Source organism: Bradyrhizobium sp. T-1 (assembly GCF_053592855.1).
Window position 1 is genome coordinate 5,773,728 of sequence record NZ_CM132115.1, and the last position, 19,167, is coordinate 5,792,894.

General features: G+C 65.6%; 19 protein-coding genes. 13 read left to right on the forward strand and 6 right to left on the reverse strand.

Annotation, left to right across the window (positions count from 1 at the left end):
• Positions 1-194: 194 nt before the first annotated feature.
• The 5 genes from ACWAT4_RS27855 (at position 195) to ACWAT4_RS27875 (ending at position 5,240) form a co-directional block, all read left to right on the forward strand.
• Positions 195-977 carry an RsiV family protein gene (locus ACWAT4_RS27855; RefSeq protein WP_212300707.1) on the forward strand — a complete coding sequence of 261 codons (783 nt, stop codon included), beginning with the start codon at positions 195-197 and terminating at the stop codon, positions 975-977.
• A 122-nt stretch (positions 978-1,099) separates the two neighbouring features.
• The gene (locus ACWAT4_RS27860; protein ID WP_212300349.1) at positions 1,100-2,086 is read left to right on the forward strand and encodes a tripartite tricarboxylate transporter substrate binding protein; all 987 of its coding nucleotides are present in this window, start codon (positions 1,100-1,102) and stop codon (positions 2,084-2,086) included.
• Positions 2,087-2,127: 41 nt separating this feature from the next.
• Entirely contained in the window at positions 2,128-3,117 is a 990-nt protein-coding gene (meaB, locus tag ACWAT4_RS27865) for a methylmalonyl Co-A mutase-associated GTPase MeaB (RefSeq protein WP_212300348.1), read from the forward strand.
• Positions 3,114-3,782, forward strand: a complete 669-nt coding sequence (locus ACWAT4_RS27870; RefSeq protein WP_212300347.1) for a pyroglutamyl-peptidase I — start codon at positions 3,114-3,116, stop codon at positions 3,780-3,782. The genes meaB and ACWAT4_RS27870 overlap by 4 nt, the downstream gene beginning before the upstream one ends.
• Before the next feature lie 87 nt (positions 3,783-3,869).
• Positions 3,870-5,240, forward strand: a complete 1,371-nt coding sequence (locus ACWAT4_RS27875; RefSeq protein ID WP_212300346.1) for a TIGR03808 family TAT-translocated repetitive protein — start codon at positions 3,870-3,872, stop codon at positions 5,238-5,240.
• 21 nt (positions 5,241-5,261) lie between these two features.
• Here ACWAT4_RS27875 and ACWAT4_RS27880 read toward each other — a convergent pair whose 3' ends face one another.
• The 4 genes from ACWAT4_RS27880 to ACWAT4_RS27895 all read right to left on the reverse strand — a co-directional run bounded on the left by ACWAT4_RS27880 (position 5,262) and on the right by ACWAT4_RS27895 (position 9,310).
• Positions 5,262-5,858 (reverse strand): TIGR03809 family protein, encoded by a 597-nt coding sequence (locus tag ACWAT4_RS27880; RefSeq protein ID WP_212300345.1) that lies wholly within the window; start codon positions 5,856-5,858, stop codon positions 5,262-5,264.
• 482 nt (positions 5,859-6,340) lie between these two features.
• Positions 6,341-8,035, reverse strand: coding sequence for a S8 family serine peptidase (locus ACWAT4_RS27885; protein WP_212300344.1), 1,695 nt, complete (start codon positions 8,033-8,035; stop codon positions 6,341-6,343).
• 16 nt (positions 8,036-8,051) lie between these two features.
• Entirely contained in the window at positions 8,052-8,744 is a 693-nt protein-coding gene (locus ACWAT4_RS27890; RefSeq protein ID WP_212300343.1) for a hypothetical protein, read from the reverse strand.
• Positions 8,741-9,310 carry a sigma-70 family RNA polymerase sigma factor gene (locus ACWAT4_RS27895; protein WP_164938793.1) on the reverse strand — a complete coding sequence of 190 codons (570 nt, stop codon included), beginning with the start codon at positions 9,308-9,310 and terminating at the stop codon, positions 8,741-8,743. Before ACWAT4_RS27895 ends, ACWAT4_RS27890 begins: the two co-directional genes overlap by 4 nt.
• A 439-nt stretch (positions 9,311-9,749) precedes the next feature.
• Between ACWAT4_RS27895 and ACWAT4_RS27900 the strand changes: the two genes are divergently transcribed.
• Both ACWAT4_RS27900 and ACWAT4_RS27905 read left to right on the forward strand, forming a co-directional pair.
• Positions 9,750-10,907 carry a GGDEF domain-containing protein gene (locus ACWAT4_RS27900; protein ID WP_212300342.1) on the forward strand — a complete coding sequence of 386 codons (1,158 nt, stop codon included), beginning with the start codon at positions 9,750-9,752 and terminating at the stop codon, positions 10,905-10,907.
• A 63-nt stretch (positions 10,908-10,970) separates the two neighbouring features.
• Positions 10,971-12,068 carry a DUF2336 domain-containing protein gene (locus tag ACWAT4_RS27905; protein ID WP_449728587.1) on the forward strand — a complete coding sequence of 366 codons (1,098 nt, stop codon included), beginning with the start codon at positions 10,971-10,973 and terminating at the stop codon, positions 12,066-12,068.
• Here the strand turns inward: ACWAT4_RS27905 and ACWAT4_RS27910 are convergent.
• Positions 12,065-12,703 carry an NrsF family protein gene (locus ACWAT4_RS27910; RefSeq protein ID WP_449728588.1) on the reverse strand — a complete coding sequence of 213 codons (639 nt, stop codon included), beginning with the start codon at positions 12,701-12,703 and terminating at the stop codon, positions 12,065-12,067. The genes ACWAT4_RS27905 and ACWAT4_RS27910 overlap by 4 nt on opposite strands.
• 2 nt (positions 12,704-12,705) lie before the next feature.
• Positions 12,706-13,251 carry a sigma-70 family RNA polymerase sigma factor gene (locus tag ACWAT4_RS27915; RefSeq protein WP_212300339.1) on the reverse strand — a complete coding sequence of 182 codons (546 nt, stop codon included), beginning with the start codon at positions 13,249-13,251 and terminating at the stop codon, positions 12,706-12,708.
• Positions 13,252-13,541: 290 nt separating this feature from the next.
• On the opposite strand from ACWAT4_RS27915, the gene ACWAT4_RS27920 reads away from it, so the two are divergent.
• From ACWAT4_RS27920 to ACWAT4_RS27945, 6 genes are all read left to right on the forward strand, one after another.
• The gene (locus tag ACWAT4_RS27920; protein ID WP_212300338.1) at positions 13,542-14,228 is read left to right on the forward strand and encodes a hypothetical protein; all 687 of its coding nucleotides are present in this window, start codon (positions 13,542-13,544) and stop codon (positions 14,226-14,228) included.
• Between the two features lie 136 nt (positions 14,229-14,364).
• Positions 14,365-15,144 carry an enoyl-CoA hydratase gene (locus tag ACWAT4_RS27925; RefSeq protein ID WP_449728589.1) on the forward strand — a complete coding sequence of 260 codons (780 nt, stop codon included), beginning with the start codon at positions 14,365-14,367 and terminating at the stop codon, positions 15,142-15,144.
• A 222-nt stretch (positions 15,145-15,366) separates the two neighbouring features.
• The gene (locus ACWAT4_RS27930; RefSeq protein ID WP_212300336.1) at positions 15,367-16,764 is read left to right on the forward strand and encodes a TolC family outer membrane protein; all 1,398 of its coding nucleotides are present in this window, start codon (positions 15,367-15,369) and stop codon (positions 16,762-16,764) included.
• 23 nt (positions 16,765-16,787) lie between these two features.
• Complete coding sequence (locus ACWAT4_RS27935; protein WP_212447605.1) at positions 16,788-17,345, forward strand: P-loop NTPase family protein; 558 nt, start codon at positions 16,788-16,790, stop codon at positions 17,343-17,345.
• Positions 17,346-17,385: 40 nt separating this feature from the next.
• Positions 17,386-18,297 (forward strand): amidohydrolase family protein, encoded by a 912-nt coding sequence (locus ACWAT4_RS27940; protein ID WP_449728590.1) that lies wholly within the window; start codon positions 17,386-17,388, stop codon positions 18,295-18,297.
• 235 nt (positions 18,298-18,532) lie between these two features.
• On the forward strand, positions 18,533-19,159 hold the full coding sequence (locus ACWAT4_RS27945) for a LysE family translocator (protein WP_212300333.1): 627 nt from the start codon (positions 18,533-18,535) through the stop codon (positions 19,157-19,159).
• Positions 19,160-19,167: the final 8 nt, after the last annotated feature.

Consider the following 19,167-nt stretch of genomic DNA (forward strand, 5'->3'; position numbering starts at 1 on the left):
CCGCCGCCCTCGGGCTCCCGGCATCAAACCGGCAGGCGCGCGACGGCGACCAACCTTCACTATCCGGTCATTCTCGCCGCGCGTTCTGCGCCGGTTCATCTTGCGGTCACTACGCTCATGCAGATGTTCGAACGTCTCGACGGCTGCCGTATACAAAATTGATGGATATTGAAGTGGCATATCATCGTGCAAATATGCGGGCAGGATTACTCGCGATCTTTTCTGCCGTGGCGACGATCGCCTTGGTCTCGCCTTCCCTCGCCGCCGTCCCTAAGCCTGACGCAATCGTCAAGACCAAGAGCATCGAGGCCCGTGTCTTCCTCGACGACAAGATCAAAGCCGATGCGCCACTCGCCGCCGATTGTCTGGCCGAAGGCAAGAAGTGGCTCGACAAGAACGCGGCCGACGCCGCCGCCGCGCGCAAGCAGGATCCGCAATTCTTCAAGGACGGCGGCTGGGACTTCGAGCGCAAATATTCGATCCGCTCCGTCGTTGCCGATCGCTACGTCAGCGTCCTGCGCGACGACTACATGGATACCCATGGCGCCCATCCCAACTCGGACGTGAACACGGTGCTGTGGGACAAGGCCGAGAGCAAGCGCATCTCGATCCGCCCGTTCTTCACCGAGACCGCTGACAAGGGGCCGACAATGAAGGCGATGGTGAAAGCCGTCATCGCCTCGCTGAAAACTGAGAAAAGGAAGCGCGACAGCAGCGAGACCGCGACCGACGAATGGTTCAAGGGTGTCGAGCCGAGCCTCACCAAGATCGGCGCCGTGACGCTCGCGCCGTCGACCGAAACAGGCAAGAGCTCCGGCCTCACCTTTCATTACCCGCCCTATGCGGTCGGCCCCTACGCCGAGGGCCAATATGTTGCATTCGTTCCGTGGGAGACATTGAAGCCCTATCTCACGCCGGAGGGCGCACGCATTTTCGGCGGGGCGCGGCCAAAGGGCGACGCTGAGGAGCAGCCATGAGTTCCGACGGAACCCGTTGCGCACGGCGTCACAGGGGCTGCCGCTTGCGACATCGGCGCAAAGCTGCATAGCATGCCGCCTCGATACCAGCCCGATTCCCGAGGGCGCCGCCGGGATTTTTGATGCCAGGGATCACGCGCCGCAATTTCGCGGCCTCTTCTGTGGCCGCCGCCACATCCGCTCTTCTCACGCCGGCACGCGCGCAAGCCTATCCGGCGCGGCCGGTGACCTTGGTCGTGCCCTGGGGCGCCGGCGGCGGCTCGGATGCGACCGCGCGCATCGTGGCGACGCTGCTGGAAAAGGAGCTCGGCCAGCCGTTCAACGTCGTCAATCGCACCGGAGGATCCGGCGCCGTTGGCCATGCCGAGATCGCAGCCGCACCGCCGGACGGCTACACCATCGGCATGCTGACGGTGGAAATCGCGATGCTGCATTGGCAGGCCCTGACGCATCTGACGCCGCGGAACTTCACACCGCTCGCGTTGATGAACGAGGACCCGCCGGGCATCCAGGTCTCCGCGTCCTCGCCGTACAAGACGGCGAAGGAGCTGATGGATGCCATCAAGCTCGCATCGCCGGGACGCTTCAAGGCATCGGGTACTGGGCAAGGCGGCATCTGGCATCTCGCGCTCGTGGGCTGGATGCAGGCGATGGGATTGCCGGCAAACCAGGTCGCATGGTCGGCATCGAATGGCGCAGCACCGGCGATGCAGGACCTCGTCGCGGGCAGCCTCGATCTCACCACATGCTCGGTGCCGGAGGCGCGCGCCACCATCGAAGCCGGCCAGGCGCGCAGCCTCGCGATCATGGCGCACGCGCGCAATCCGATTTTCCCCGACGTCCCGACGCTGAAGGAAACGCTCGGCGTCGACTACTCCACCAGCTCATGGCGCGGCATCGGCGCACCCAGGGGCCTCACCCCGGACATCGCCGCCAGGCTGACGGCGGCCTTGAGGAAGGTGTACGATTCCTCCGCCTTCAAGGATTTCATGACAGGACGCGGTTTTGGCACGGTGTGGCGTGATGCCGGCCAGTTCGAAACCTTCATGGACCAGGCGGATCGCCAGATGGGCCAGGCCATGAGGGCGGCCGGTTTTACCAAGGCCTGACGGGCCCTCGCCTGCCTGCTCTCGCCGTTGTAAAGCAGGGCATGGTTGAGAAGAAGACTCTGCTGGACATCACCTCCCTCGCCCGCGACCTGCGCGCGGGCCATCGCGCGGCGCTGGCGCGTGCCATCACGCTGGTCGAGAGCCGGCGCAGCGACCATCAGGCACAGGCGCGTGAGCTGGTGCAGATGCTGCTGCCCGACACCGGCAAGGCGGTGCGCGTCGGCATCACCGGCTCGCCCGGCGTCGGTAAATCCACCACCATCGATGCGCTCGGGACCTATCTGATCGAGCACGGCAACAAGGTCGCGGTGCTCGCGGTCGATCCGTCCTCGGCACGCAGCGGCGGCTCGATCCTCGGCGACAAGACGCGGATGGCTCGATTGTCGGCGTCCGACGATGCCTTCATCCGCCCCTCGCCGTCGTCAGGCACGCTCGGGGGCGTCGCGGCCAAGACGCGCGAGGCGATGCTGCTCTGCGAGGCGGCCGGCTTCAACGTCGTGCTGGTCGAGACCGTCGGCATCGGCCAGTCGGAGACGGCGGTCTGTGACATGACCGATTTCTTCCTCGCGCTGATGCTGCCGGGCGGTGGCGATGAGCTGCAGGGCATCAAGAAGGGCCTGGTCGAGCTCGCCGACATGATCGCGATCAACAAGGCCGATGGCGACAATCTCAAGCGCGCCAACATCACCGCTGCCGACTATCGCGGCGCGCTGCACATCCTGGCGCCGAGGTCCGAGCATTGGCATCCACCCGTCGTCACCTATTCGGCACTGGCCGGCACCGGCATCGCCGAGCTGTGGCAGAAGATTCTGGAGCATCGCAAGGCGATGAACGCATCCGGCGAGTTCGCCGCGCGGCGGCGCGAGCAACAGGTGAAATGGATGTGGTCGATGCTGGAGCAGCGCATGCTGGCGCGACTGCGCAGCGAGGCGTCGGTGCGCTCGAAGGTGCGGAAGATCGAGGCTGAAGTGGCCGACGGCCACCTCACGCCGGCACTCGCTGCCGAGCAGATATTGGAGTTGCTGCAATGAGCGATAGGCTTCGCATTCTCCTCACCGGCTTCGGCCCGTTTCCCGGGGCGCCGCATAATCCGACCCAGCCGCTGGTCGCGCGGCTGGCGCAACTGCGCCGTCCCGCGCTCGATGATGTCGAGCTATCGCGCCACATCTTTCCGGTGACCTACGCCGCGGTCGACCGGCAATTGCCGGAGGTGCTCGCGAAAGTGAGGCCGGATGCGCTGCTGATGTTCGGCCTCGCTGCGCGCACGCCGTATCTGCGCATTGAGAGCCGCGCACGCAACGCCGTTACGATGCTCTGGCCCGATGCCGCCAACACCCGCTCGAGCAAGCGCGGCATCGCCGGTCGTGCCGACGCCATGACGTTCGGGCCGCACACGGCGAGGCTGCTGCGCGCCGCGCGCCTCACCGGCATCGATGCCCGGCCTTCACGCGATGCCGGGGCCTATCTCTGCAACTATCTGAGCTGGCGTGCGATCGAGAACGTCAGGGCGGGCGGGCCGCGGCTTGCGGCATTTATCCACATTCCCCTGCTCGCGCGCAGCGGTGCGGTGCGGCGCAAGGGCGCGCCGCGGATCACGCTTGAGGAGCTGGTGGATGCTGGCGAGGCCATGCTGATGGAGATGGCGAGATTGACGAGGAAAGCGCGGAACACACACTGCGCCGGGGTAAACATTTAACCCTACTGCGAATAATCCCGACGAGCCCGGCCGCCCTGCGCTACCTAACCTTCGCGGACACCTCCCGCGTCCGCCGAAGGACGCGTCATGAACCTCAACCGCCGACATCTCATCGGGGCTTCGACCGCCGGCATCGCGGGTGCACTCGCCATGCCTGCCGACGCCGCGCGCGCGGCGCCGCTGACGTCGCTGCTCGGCCGCGATGCAACCCAATATGGCGTGCGGCCCGGCAGCAGCGAAGATCAGACGCGCGCGCTCCAGCGCGCCATCGACGAAGCGTCACGCGCGCAGATGCCGCTGGCGCTGCCGCCCGGAATCTACCGGACCGGGCTGCTGCGGCTGCCGCATGGCGCGCAACTGATCGGCGTTCGCGGCGCGACGAAACTCGTCTTCACCGGCGGAGCCTCAGCGATCCAGTGCGACGGCTCTGACGCGATCGGCCTCAGCGGCCTCACCTTCGACGGCGGCGGCTTTCCGCTGCCGACGCGGCGCGGACTGATCCACATCCTTGCCGGCCGCGACGTCCGCATCGCCGATTGCGAGATCACCGGCTCCGGCGGCAGCGGCATCTGGCTCGAGCAGGTCTCCGGCGACATCTCCGGCAACATCTTCACCAACATCGCCGTGACGGCGGTGGTGTCGTTCGACGCGAAGGGGCTCAGCGTGTCCCGCAACACCATTGTCGGCACCAACGACAACGGCATCGAGATCCTGCGCACCGCCATCGGCGATGACGGCACGCTGGTGGCAGACAACCGCATCGAGGACATCAAGGCTGGTCCCGGCGGCTCCGGCCAGTATGGCAACGCCATCAACGCCTTCCGCGCGGGCAACGTGATCGTGCGCGGCAACCGTATCAGGAATTGCGACTACTCCGCGGTGCGCGGCAACTCGGCCTCCAACATCCACATCACCGGCAACAGCGTCAGCGACGTCCGCGAGGTCGCGCTCTATTCCGAGTTCGCGTTCGAGGCCGCGGTGATCGCCAACAACACCGTGGACGGCGCCGCCGTCGGTGTCTCGGTCTGCAATTTCAACGAAGGCGGCCGCATCGCGGTGGTCCAGGGCAACATCATCCGCAATCTGATCCCGAAGCGGCCGATCGGCACCGCACCGGACGACGACGCCGGCATCGGCATCTATGTCGAGGCTGACACGTCGGTGACCGGCAATGTGATCGAAAATGCGCCGTCCTACGGCATCGTCGCCGGCTGGGGCAAATATCTGCGCGATGTCGTGATCTCGGGCAATGTGATCCGCAAGGCGCTCGCGGGCGTCGGCGTCTCCGTCGTATCAGGCGCCGGCACCGCGCTCGTCAACAACAACATGATCTCGGAAACCCCGCGCGGCGCCGTGGTCGGCCTCGATCACGTCCGTGCCGTGACGGCCGACTTGTCGGTGGAGGGTGCGCAACGGTTTGCGCAGGTGGTGGTCGGCGGGAATGCGGTGCGGCAGTAGGCGGGCCGCCGGGCACCGCCCCTAAAACGTATTCCGCAGCAGCGGGTATTTTGCCTCGATACCGTCGAGGCTGAAGGTGAATTCGACGACGCGCTCGGGGGCGGCGACGATTTCATCGGCCGGCGGCGAGAAGGTCTGCAAGAAAGACGCGATCGACGCCACAGGCGCGGTCGAAGCCGCCGGCATCATTGGAGCCGCCGGCGCGACCGGTGCAGTCGGCGCCTCGACGATTTCGGCGAGCACGTCTACCTTGGGCTCGAGCCTGACCGGAACGGAGGTCTCGGGCGCGATGTGCACCGCCTTCGGCTGCACGGTCTGGGCCTGCTCGCGCGGAAACACACGCGGCATCGTCGCCGGCGACCAGCCGAATGCAGAAGTCACGCTCGCGGCGGCCGCGGCGACGTCCTCACCATTCGCCAGTGCGCGCCAGGTCTGGACCGCGCGTTTGGCTTCCTGGATGTTTTCGAGGAATGCGAGCTCGGAATGATAGCGGCGCCAGCGTCCGGTCTCGAACATCTCGGAGAGATGCTCCAGCCGCTGCTCGGCGAGAGCGCACCAACGTGCCGCAACGTCGCGGCCCGCAGCCGCGGCGCGAACCGACTCTTGGCGATGTGTCATGAACCAGCCCGTCAGGAGAAAAATACGGACGCGACGCAACGCACACGAATCAATTTAGAAGCGACATGAATATTTTGTGGAAAAGTTTTGACTTGTCCAGCAACGACACGGCTCTCGTCATGAAATACCGTAGTCGTGCGGAGTTTTCAGGGGTTTGCGAGTCAAGCTTCACACAAGCATAGCGGGCTTGTCGTGCGCTGACGCCGAGTCCTGACAGCGATCCCACACGCGGGCTCAACCGCAGGCTGATCCCGCACCACGCTTCAAGAAATCGGACGCCCAAAAAGAAAAGACCCGTCCGGGGGGACAACCGGACGGGTCGAGCCATATGGGCGCTTGGGGTGGATGGGCGCTCGCGCCTGATATGACTGATGGGGAGGGATGACCGCTCCCACATAATTTGGTCGTGGCAGCTGGCTGAACGTTCAAAAGCGGCGTCCGAATTTTTAACCCTTGGCCTGCGTGCAATCTTGTCGCAGGCGCTATCGCGCCGCCGGCCTATCCGCCTGAGAAATCGCAGGTTTATCGTCCGCGCTTGACAGCGAGGGCTGCGCGATCGCGCGGACGCCGGGGTCGTCACGGCGCTTCTCGGCATCTTCACGTTTAGTTGTACCGGAGGCAGATGCGACCGGCGTCGCGCTGTCGGCGGGAACAGCCGTCACCGCGGCAAACGCATCGGCCTCGCCGTCGCCGTAGAGATCATCACGCCCGGGTGAACCGAGGTCACGCGCGGTCTTCGCCAACGTCATGCGCAAGGCTTCAGGCTTCAGGGTGTAATTGCGCTCGAGCAGCAGTGCCGCGACGCCGGAGACATAGGCCGCCGAGAACGAGGTACCGGACGTCATCTGGTATTTGCCGTCCGGCGCCGGCAGGAAGATGTCGACCCCGGGTGCGGCGAGCGCGATGTAGTTGCCGCGGTTCGACGCCGCGAACAGCTTGTCCTGCTGGTCGGTCGCGCTGACCGCGATCACATTGGGATTGGCAGCGGGATAGAGCGGCGGCGACTTGGCGCCGGCATTGCCGGCGGCTGCGATCAGCACCAGGCCGCGCGCAGCGGTTGCCGCGATCGCGCGCTCGATCACCGCGTCCTTCGGACCGGCAAAACTCATATTGACGATCTGGGCGCCGTGCTCGGCGGCATAATTGAGCGAGCGCAGGATTATGTAGGACGAGCTCTCGGCGCTGCCGGTGGTGCCGCCGAAGGCACGAATGGCGATGATGCGCGCTTCCGGCGCGCTGCCCATCAGCTTGGCATGTGCCACGATGGCGCCCGCGATGCCGGTGCCATGAACATGGGCGCCCTCGGTGCTGCCGAGCGCGTCGAAATTGTCGGAGATGGAATTGGCGAGCTCGGGATGCTTGGCGTCGATGCCGGAATCAATCACGGCAACCGTGACGTTGGCGCCGTGCGCCAGGGTGTGCGCCTGTGGCAGGCGCAGCTTTGACAACGCATATTGGGCCGGATCGCCTTCGGTCGGCATGGCCGGCTTCTGGTCCTGAAGCAGGTAGCGGAAGTTCGGCTGAAGCGAGCGCACGCTGCCGTCGGCGGCAAATTCACGCCGCACCGTCTCGTACGGCCGCCCGTCCGCGACGCGGAACAGCCCAACCGTGGCCCCGATCAACGGGAAATTCTCCGAAGAGACGCGGGTCAAGCCGTGGCGGCGCGCCAGCTCGTCGGCCTCGGTCACGGACAGCGCCGCATCGATCTCGGCTACGAATTCGTTGGCGAAGCTACGCGAGCCAACGGCGACAGGCGTTTTGTTACCTCGTCCTTTGCCGGCGCTCTTCTTGCCTGACTTGCCGGCGCCGTCACCGCCCGTGTTCGGCTGCCCGAGGCATTCGCCGTCGGCGTCGCGATAGGCTGCCGTGCATGAGGGGTAGAGGTTCGGCGAATAGTGCGCGTAGGGCAGCACCGGCATCGGCCCCATCCGGGCCGAAGGAACCCGTGCGACCGTCGTCGTGGTGATGGTGCGTGGACCGCGATCAACGCTCACCGCCCGCGCAGCGACGGTGGGAGAGATGGTCGGCGTGCGCGAGGGAACGCTGATCGTGGGCGTGCGCATGATCGCCTGGGCGTGCGCCACCTCGATACCGAGGCAGGAGGCGAGCAGGAGCGCCGCCCCGACCGACGAAGCGTAGGCCCCGGCTCGCAACTGACTCTCGAACTTGCGCGTCATTGGTGCAGGGGCGCGTTTAAGGCGCCGCCACGGCGAGATTGACGAACTTCTCGCGCTGCATCCTGCCGAGCAGCGCGGCGAGCTCGTCCTGGCTCATCGCCTTGTCGAACTGGAGGCGGAACATGCCGCCCTTGGCATCGCCGATGATCGAGGCCTGGTAGCTGTCGAGCAGCGCGGTGATATCGGCGACGCGCGCTTCGGGCGTGAAGCGCACCAGCGCCCGCGAAGGCGCAGCCGCGCCCAGCTCGCGCGTGATCGGCGCGCCGGTCGAGAGCGATGCGGTCTGGAAGGTCGAGGGCTGGGTCTTCATCAGCACGGCGCCGATGATGCCAGCCTGGAGCACCAGCGCGACGGCCCCCAAGCTCGCCGACCAGGCCAGCGTGCGCGGCGACAGGCCGGCAAAGAACGTGGCAACACGTGCCGGCAGCGGCAGCGAACCGGTCGCCCGCGCCGGCTCGGCGTCGATCGCAGCAAACAGCTTCTGCATGGCGCGGGCGGACGGAGCACCCAGGCTCTCGTTCAGATGGATGGTCTCTTCATATTCACCGCGGATCGCCGCATATTGTTTTGCGAGCTCCGGATCGCTGGCGAGCGCGTCCTCGACGCGGCGGGCATCGCGCGCATTCAGCGTGCCGGCGGCATGCCACGGCAGCAGCATCTCGATCTCACCGGGCTCTCGCTCCAGCATCTTCTTGCTCAATGCCATCATGGCCAGCCTCGCTCAATGCCGGCTGCCTTCAGCAGTTCGGCCAATTTCTTGCGCGCATAGAAGAGGCGCGTCTTTACCGTGTTCTCCGGGATCCCGACGATCTCCGCCACCTCTTCCACGGACTTCTCGTGGTAGTAGACGAGGTCGACGATTTCCCGATGGTCCGGCGAGAGGCCCGTCAGACACTCCCGCAACGCTTCACTGGTATCCTTCTTCTGCACCACCGTTTCGGGATCGTCGGATGAATCCTCGATCGCGTTGGCGGCTTCGTCGTCCAATTCAAAATCCTTGCGGCGCCGGAGCGCAGACAGGGCCTTGAATCGGGTAATTGCCAAGAGCCAGGTGGAAACAGCGGACCGGCCCTCGAATTTGCCGGCCTGACGCCAGACATCGAGAAATACCTCGCTGATGAGGTCTTCCGCCGTCTGCTCGTCCCGCACGAGCCTGAGCCCGAACCTGTAAACCCTGACATGGTGCCGCCCGTACAGCACCTGCATGGCGAGCCGGTCGCCTTGGGCGATCCTGGCGATCAGGACCTCGTCCGTAGCCGCCTGTGTCACGCTCAATGGCCGTCTCGCAAAGTTGGTCGGGTCGATACGGCGGAGGGTTCGACGGGAGGTGCAAAATTGTTCAACCTACCGCAGTCATACGGGGACCTGTGTGATCTACCCCACATACGCGCGATTTCCTCGTCCCACCCGTGGCGGTTGGCTGCTTCGCTCCAGAACGGTAACATAATACGGAAATACTCTCTTCGGACTTGCCGCGGCCGGCACAGACGGCCCGACCGAGCCCGGTTCATAACACGGCCCTGTGCACCTTATGTCGCGCGGCGGCGGCTTTGGTCCGCGATAATCGCCTGCGATGCCTAACTGGCTGCAAAATTCCGCGCCGCCAGAAGCCCTCCCCGCGCAGTGTCCCCCTCGGATTCGGTTCAAAAAGGATACCAAACCTAAAGGCTTGCCACGTAGATTTTTTCGGCTGACATCCACCAATGGCGGGACCATGAGCACGGCCGCGACGTCCTTTCCGGAGAGGAATGCCGCAGAGGTCGCGGATATCGTCCTCACGCCCGAGGCGGCCGCGCCCGAGGTGCTGGCGCGCCGTGTCCGGCAGCGCCGGCAGATGTATATCGGCCAGGTCGCGAGCTACTCGCTCGGCGCCTTCGTGCTGTTGCTATACGCCTATGATGGCGCCGTTCACATCAACGTTCCATCGTTGTTCTGGGTCGGCGGCCTCCTGATCATCGGCATCTTCGCGGTGATGTCGGAGGCCGGCGTTGGCGACAGGCACAACGACCATTATCTCACCGTCTTCCAGATCTCGGCGCATATGGCGCTGCAATTCATGTTCCTGGTGTCGGTGCCAACGATCGGGATTGCCTTCATCAGCGTGCTGTTCCTGATCTTCGCCTTCGGCACGCTGCGCATGACCTCGGCCCAGGCGATGCTGACCTGGGCGCTCGCGACCGTCGCGCTCGCGGCCGTGTTCCTCGGCTCCGACCTGCCGATCGGCATGCCGGTTGCGACGCGGCTGCAGCGGATCGCCTCGATGCTGTGCTTCGTGCTGGTGATCGGCCAGTGCGCCTTTCTCGGCCTGTTCGGCGCAACGCTGCGAAAGATCCTGTACCGGCGCAGCATCGAGTTGAAGGCCGCCTATCGCCGCATCGAGGAACTCGCCGAGCTCGACGAGCTCACCGGCTCCTACAACCGCCGCTGCATCATGCGGCTTCTCGACGCCGAGATCGAAAAGTCGCGGCAGTCGTCCGCACCTTGCGCCATTGCGCTGATCGACCTCGACTGGTTCAAGCGCATCAACGACGCCTACGGCCATCCCGTCGGCGACGAGGTGCTGCGGACCTTCGCCATCACCATCTTCGCCAACATCCGGCCCGACGACCGCTTCGGCCGCTACGGCGGCGAGGAGTTTCTGCTGCTGCTGCCCGGCACCGCGAGCGAGGCCGCATCGCGCATGCTCGACCGGCTGCGCAGCATCGTCGCCGAGCTCGACTGGAGCGCATTTTCGCCCGGCATGCACGTGACGATTTCCGCCGGCGTCGTGACGCTGCGCGACCTTGATACTGCCGACACGTTTCTCGCGCGCGCCGACAGCGCGCTCTATTCCGCCAAGGCGCAAGGGCGCAACCGCATTGCCACAAGCTGACCAATTCATTTGCTGCCGGCCAGCGAGACGACGCTGCCGGACCGAACGCTCCAGGACAGGGCTATGAGATCATCCGTCAAGTCATCCGAGAATTTGCTCGAGGAATTGCAGACCGCGCTCGCGCACGGCACCGTCGCGCGCCGGGTCGAGACGCTCCGCCGCGTCACCGACCTCTTCATCAACAACGCCGTGGACTATTCCGACGACCACGTCCGGGTTTTCGACGACGTCTTCCAGTGCCTGATCGGGCAGATCGAGACCTCGGCCAAGGCGCTGCTCGCCGATCGCCTCGCACCGATCGCGGCCGCGCCACCGCAAATTATCCGTACGCTCGCGCTCGATGAGCTCATCGAGGTCGCCGGCCCCGTGCTGACGAAGTCGGAGCGGCTGGACGATACCACCCTGATCGAGATCGCGCGCAACAAGAGCCAGGCCCATCTCAAGGCGATCTCGCTGCGGCGGGTGCTGTCGGAGGCGCTGACCGACGTGCTGGTGACGCGCGGCAACGAAGACGTGGTGCAGTCGACCGTCAGCAATCCCGGTGCAAAGCTCTCCGAGAGTAGCCTCACCGACCTCGTCACCCGCGCCGAGCGCGACGACGATCTTGCCGCCTGCATCGGCCTGCGGCCCGACCTGCCGCGACATCACTATCTGAAGCTGGTCGCTAGGGCCTCCTTGAGCGTGCGTAGGAAGCTGGAGGCCGCCCATCCGGAACTCGCAGACGAGGTGTCGAGCGTGGTCCAGGAGGCGGCGCAGCGGGTCCGTGCCGCCGCCATGACCCGGCAGACCGAAATGGCGCGCGCACTGGTGAAGTCACTTCACGATGACGGCCGCCTTACCGAATTCCAGATCGCGACCTTCGCCGAGCAAGGCAAGTTCGACGAGACGAACGCGGGGCTCGCGGCGCTCGCCGGCGTCACGGTCGAGACCGCCGAGAACATGATGATCGAGAGCCGCACCGAGGGCGTCATGATCCTCGCCAAGGTCGCCGGCATGCAATGGTCGAGCGTGCGCGCAATCATCGCCATGCGCGAAAAGCTGTCCGGCGGATCGCAGACCGACATGCTGACGCTGCGCGATACCTACGAGGCCCTGCGCAGCTCCACCGCACAGCAAGTGCTGCGCTTCCAGCGGATGCAGAACACGACGTCGGCGGCTTAATACCTCAGCACCCTCGACCCCACCGCCGCGCCGATCGCGGTGACGACCGCGGTCGCGATCGTGTACCAGGTCGCCACGAACAACGGCGAGTCGTCGGTGCAATGCGAGGCGTAGAGCGTGGCGGCGAGTCCGGCCGACAGCAGGCCGGCGAGCGCGCCGGCAAGCGCCGGGCGCGACGGTGCGCCATGGCGCAGGCCGAACAATGCGCCCGCGAGCAGCGGCAGCGACATCGCGGGGATCGCCAACATGCACCATCGCGAGTTCTTGCCGACGAGTCGCATCGTCATCGGCATGGCCGGCGCCATCATCGCCTCGCTGCCAATCGCGACCGCGAGCAGCCCGACGGGCAGCAGCAGGAGCCAGCCCCAGCCGCGCATCAGGGCTTCGGGTCGCGACAGATGCAGGCTGATGATGATCGCGGGGATCGCGAGCGACAAAGTGACCGCGAACTTCGTGTCGAAGAACGGGTTATGCATCGCCGTCATCACGTCCGGCCGCACGCCCAGGAAGGTCGCAAAAATCAGGATCGAGAACGGTGCAGCCACCAGGAGGCCCGTGGTCAGCAGCGCGCCGACACGCGAAGAGCGATGGGTGTTGTCGGCGGCGAGCGTGCGAATGAGTTGATCGGTATCCATGACTAGTGGTCCCGTAGTTTGGCGGTCAGGGCCGCAAGCCCCCGATGCAGTGCGACCCGCACGGCACCTTCGCTCATCGAGAATTTCGCCGCCGTATCCTTGATCGAGGCGCTGTCGACCGCGATCGACTGCAACACGTCGCGCTGGCGCTGCGGCAAGGTGTTGAGCTGCGCCGTGACTTCACTCGCCGAAGCCGTCTCCTGTGGCATCTCACCGGGCAGCGTTTCGACGAAATCGTCGATGTTGACGAAGACGCGCCGGCCGCGGCGTCTGAGCGCGTCGATCAGCTTGTTGCGCGCGATCGCGAACAGCCAGGGCGCGAAGGGGGCTTCGCTGTCCCAGGTGTGCCGCTTCAGATGCACCGCCAACAAAATCTCCTGCACGATATCCTCGGCCTGGTCGGGAGGCTGCCCGGCACGCGCCAAGCCGCGCCTCGCTGCAGCGCGCAACACCGGGGTGACCGCCTTCAACAGGCGATGATACGCCGCATCATCGCCCGCCATGGCCGACCGCATCAGGCCGGTCCACTCGTCCTCACGTCCGCGCACGCGCGCCCCTCACCATTGCAATTCGGCCGCTCTTTCAATTTGTTACGCCACGACCAAAGCGATCACGAAGTCGTGATCGCCTCTGAACCCGGCCAGGAGCAACCGCATGAAATTTCGTCAGGCTCATAACACCGTTCGGTCCCTGCCGCACCCGGCAGGCTGGCGCGCTCGACCGGTTTGCCCCGGTTTTGCCCGGTGTGGCCCGAAGATTCCCATTTTTTGCCCCGCTGTCGTCATGCCCCAGGGTCTCTGTTCGCTCCCGGGACGGGCGCATTGGGGAGATCGTCAACATGATGAAAGCCAGCGAACGCGCGGCATTGGTCATTCTGGCCGGATCATTGCTGCTGTTTGGAGCGACGGCGCAGGCCGCGCAGAATTCTGCCGCAAGCACGAGCGACAGCAAACAGGCCGAAGCAAGCAAGCCGGCCAAGCCGCGGAGCCATTCGTCTCGCCGCCACACCGACAGCAAGACGGCGCAGAAATCCGACGACAAGACCAAAAAGTCTGATCAGACGGACGCAACGGCGCAGGCCGACGAGGCCAAAACTGGCACCAAGGCTGGCAAAGAAGCCAGCACCGACGTGCCGGCCTCGAACCAGATGCCGCCGGACGTCGCCAATGCCAATGCGCAGCTCGCTCCCGCCGATCCGCCGCCTGCGGCTGCAGCTTCCGCAATGACAGGCCGCGCCAACGACAACGTTCAGGCCGCAGCCGATAATACCGCTGCTCCCAATGCCGAGAACCAGGTGGTCGCGCCCGACCAGCTCAACGACCTCGACCGCGCCCTACAGCAGGACAACCCGCCCGCGCAGAAAGCGGTGATCGCCGCAACCGACGCACAGCCGCGTCCCGCACCGGTGATGGCGAGCAGCCAGCCGAGCTCGGCCTGGGACCAGAGCTCCCTGATCGGCAAGATCTTCATCGGGGTCGGTACGCTGCTGACACTGGCCTCCGCCGCGCGCATGTTCATGGCCTGAAGCTTGACCTAATTCTTGGCCTGCCGGCCCCTTGTCGGGGCGTGCGCCCTGCGCGCGTCCTGGTGGCTTTTGGCCCTCTTGAAGCCCACCCCGCCAGCGGGCACATTGCCCGCCCAATCAAACGCGTGGGTGGAGCATGAGCACGTTCGAACACATCATCGTCGAAAGCAAAGGCGCGGTCGGCATCATCAAGCTGAACCGGCCGAAGATGCTCAACGCGCTCTCCTTCGGCGTATTTCGCGAGATTGCCGCCGCCGTCGAGGATCTCGAGGCCGATGACGCCATCGGTTGCATCGTCGTGACCGGCAGCGAGAAGGCCTTTGCCGCCGGCGCCGACATCAAGGAGATGCAGCCGAAGGGCTTCATCGACATGTTCTCCGAGGATTTCGCCGCGATCGGCGGCGACCGCGTCGCGCGCTGCCGCAAGCCGACCATTGCCGCAGTCGCCGGCTACGCGCTCGGCGGCGGCTGCGAGCTCGCCATGATGTGCGATTTCATCATCGCCGCCGACACCGCCAAGTTCGGCCAGCCCGAAATCACCCTCGGCACCATTCCCGGCATCGGCGGTACCCAGCGCCTGACCCGCGCGATCGGCAAGTCCAAGGCGATGGACCTCTGCCTCACCGGCCGCATGATGGACGCCGCGGAAGCCGAGCGCAGTGGCCTCGTCAGCCGCATCGTGCCCGCCGAAAAGCTGATGGACGAGACGTTGGCGGCCGCCGAGAAGATCGCCGCGATGTCGCGACCAGCGGTGGCGATGGCCAAGGAAGCGGTCAACCGTGCCTTCGAAACGACGCTCGCTGAGGGCATGAGCGTCGAGCGCAACCTGTTCCACGCGACCTTCGCGCTCGAAGACCGTTCCGAGGGCATGGCCGCGTTCATCGAGAAGCGCAAGCCGGTGAACAAGAACCGGTAAAGCCGACGGACGGGTAAGGCTGGTGTAAGATTACTCCCCATTCCCGCAGCCCCCTGTGACGCACCTGCAACAAGCACGGATTTCATGGGGGTTTCCTCCGCGGCAGTTTGCCTGCGCGACCGGCGCTGGGTAAACAGTTAAGAGAGCCGCCGTCGGCGGGGGCGGACAGCCGGGGTTTTGCGGGATTACATGATTGGGCGTACCGCCAGAGCTGGGCGCGCGATGACGCGGCGTCAATCGGGCGTGGGTCCTGTCCTGGCGACATGGACCACGCTGGCGCTATGTTGCGCACTGCCTGCTGCGGCCTCTGCGGAGGCCCTGCCGGAGGCGCTGGTCAAGGCCTACCAGACCAATCCGCAACTCAACGCCGAACGCGCAAGGCAGCGCGCCACCGACGAGAACGTGCCGCAGGCGCTCGCCGGTTACCGGCCGCAAATCGTGGCGAGCCTCAGCGCCGGCCTGCAGGCCGTGCGCAACCTGCTGCCGGACAACACCATCCAGACCGCAACGCTGAAACCCTGGACGATCGGGGTCACGGTGTCGCAAACCCTGTTCAACGGCTTCCGCACCGCCAACAGCGTGCGGGTCGCGGAACTCCAGGTGCAGTCCGGCCGCGAGGCGCTGCGCAATGTCGGCCAGGGCGTCCTGCTTGACGCCGTCACCGCCTACACCAACGTGCTCGCGAACCAGTCGCTGGTCGAGGCGCAGCGCTCCAACGTCGCCTTCCTGCGCGAGACGCTCGCCATCACCCAACGCCGCCTCAACGCCGGCGACGTCACCCCGACCGATAGCGCCCAGGCCGAGGCGCGCCTCAATCGCGGCCTTGCCGATCTCAACGCCGCCGAAGTCGCGCTCGCAGTGAGCCAGGCGACCTATTCCCAGGTGATCGGCAATGCGCCCTCCGCGCTTCGCCCCGCCGAAGTGGTCGATCGCTATTTGCCGAAAAACCGCGAGGATTCGATCGCGATGGCGATCCGCGAGCACCCGGCGGTGATGGCAGCCGGCTTCGACGTCGACGTCGCCTCGACCAATATCCGCGTCGCCGAAGGCGCGCTGCTGCCGAGCGCCAGCCTCCAGGGCAGCGTCAGCCGCAGCCGCGACAGCGACCAGACGCTCGGTACTTTCGGCACCGACCAGGCCTCGATCGTCGCCAACGTCACCGCGCCGATCTATGACGGCGGCCAGGCCGCGTCACAAACCCGGCAGGCCAAGGAAGTCACGGCGCAGAGCCGGCTCGTACTCGATCAGGTGCGCAATCAGGCCCGCACGGCCGCGGTGAGCGCCTGGGTCGCCAATGAAGGCGCCAAGATCGCGGTCTCGGCCTCGGAGTCCGAGGTGAAGGCCGCGACCGTCGCGCTCCAGGGCGTGCAGCGCGAGGCCGCCGGCGGCCAGCGCACCACGGTCGACGTGCTGAACTCGCAGGCCGATCTGATCCAGGCCCGGGCCCGTCTGATCGGCGCGTTGCGCGACCGCGTCATCGCCTCCTACACGCTGCTCAGCGCCGTCGGCCATCTCGACGTCAAGACGCTGAGCCTGAACACCCCAGACTATCTGCCCGAGGTGCATTACCACCAGGTGCGCGACGCCTGGCACGGCCTGCGCACGCCGTCGGGGCAGTAATTTCAGATCTTCCGGCAACACCGATGAAGAGCCACCGCATCCATCTGATGGGAGCTTCGGGCTCCGGCGTGACGACGCTCGGCCGCGCGCTCGCGGGCCGGCTGGCGCTGCCGCATCACGACACCGACGATTATTTCTGGCTGCCGACCGTTCCGCCCTACCAGACGACGCGCCCTGCCGCCGATCGGCTGCGCCTGATGCGCGAGATGTTCCTGCCGCGTCTCGATTGGATCCTGAGCGGAACCGTCACCGGCTGGGGCGACGAACTCGTCACGTTGTTCGATCTCGTCGTCTTCGTGTCAACGCCGAGTAAGCTTCGCTTGCAGCGCCTGCGCGCCCGCGAAGCTGCTCATTTCGGCGCCGATGCCGTCGCGCCCGGCGGCTGGCGTCATGAGGAGACGGAGTCGTTCGTCGAGTGGGCTTCGCACTACGAAGCCGGGGATCGCGAAGGCCGCAGTCTTCCGAAAGACGATGCGTGGCTTGCCAGTCTGCCCTGCCCGGTTGTCCGCGTCGACGGCGCACGTCCGCTTGCGGAGCTCGTCGAGCAGCTATGCAGCGACGTGGCGGGACTGCCCGGCTGATGTGATATCGTTCGGCACCTTCCACGCCGCCGGAGCCGCCATGACCGACAAAGTTTATGCGCGCGCAGCGCAGCCCGCGACGCCGGTCAATTTCGACGTGCCAGCGGATGCCTGCGACTGTCACACGCATATCCATGGCGATGTCGAGAAATTTCCGTTCTTCACGGGGCGTGTCTATACGCCCGGGCCGGCAAGCCCGGAAGAAATGGCGGCGTTGCATAAGGCGCTGCATGTCGACCGCGTCGTCATCGTCACGCCGAGCGTCTATGGCACCGACAATTCCTCCAGCCTGTTCGGGATCAAGGCCCGCGGCGCCACCGCGCGCGGCGTGGCCGTGATCGACGACAACACCACGGAAGCTCACCTCGACGCGATGCATGCGGACGGCTTTCGTGGCATCCGCATCAATCTTGCAACCGACGGCGTCAACAATCCCGATGTCGGCCGCGCCCGCTTCACAGCTGCGGTCGAGCGCATGAAGGCGCGCGGATGGCACGTGCAGCTCTACACGACGTTGTCGATGATCTCCGCGATCAAGGACCTCGTGCTGGCCTCACCGGTCCCCGCCGTGTTCGACCATTTCGGCGGCCTCGAGGCCGCGCTCGGACTGGAGCAGCCCGGCTTTGCCGACCTCGTCGCGCTCGTCAGATCCGGCAAGGCCTATGTGAAGATATCCGGCGCCTACCGCTCGTCGAAGCTCGCCCCCGACTATCTGGACATGGTGCCCTATGCCCGAGCGCTCATCGCGGCGAACACAGACCGCATCGTCTGGGGAACCGACTGGCCGCATCCGGATTCGGGTCACGTCGAGGGGCGGAAAGCCACCGACATCGCACCGTTCCATGCGATCGATGACGGACGCCTGCTGAATCAGCTGCCGGCCTGGGCGCCGGATGCGGACGTGCGCAAGAAGATCCTGGTCGACAACCCGGCACGGCTCTACGGATTCTGATTCGTATCGCGCAACGCATCTCGCCGGATCGGCTTGCTTGTCATGGAACTTGAATCCACCTCACGCAATGGAACCGTTGCAGCGGAAGCACATTTCTGGTCGCGAGGGCAGAACGGAAAAAGTGTCTCACACGTTCGTGTTTGCGCTCTCGTTCGTTTTTCAGCCTTCCGGTTGAGGCGAGCTTGCGATTTCGCAGCTACGCACACGCACAGATTTCATTTGTACGTGCGGATGCATGCCTTTATCGCATTATCTTGCCGCGCTGGTCTCCGGCATTGGAATTGGTTTCACCGTCGCGGCTCCAATCGGACCAATGGGGATGCTGTGCATTCAGCGCACCTTGGCGTCGGGCATGGCCACGGGTCTCGCCACCGGCTTCGGTGCAGCGACCGTGCATCTCACCTATAGCGCGCTCGCAGTCCTGGGATTGGGTGCGCTGGCGCAGCCCTGGGTCGAGGCGAACGCCGTCGTCTTCGGCATCGCTTCTGCGCTCACGCTCCTGTGGTTCGCGATCCGCACGCATCGCTGCTCCATCGTGCTTGGGGATGCCGGTGAGATCGACCGCGTGCGTCTCGCGCGCGCCTATCTCAGCGCCATCGCGCTCGGGCTCACCAATCCGTTGACGGTCATCCTGTTTCTGGCGGCGCTGCACGCGTTCTCCACGCAGGCCGCGGCGGCACCGCTGATCGCGGGCGTCTTCGTCGGTTCTGCGGTCTGGTGGATGATGCTCAGCACGATCGTCGCGACCGCGCGGTCACGACTGACGCCACGGATGCTGTCGCTGAGCAGCCGCTTCACCAGCCTGATGCTGCTTGGGCTCGGCACTTCGATGCTGCTGCGGATCGCGCAGCGGATGTTGTGATCGGCGGT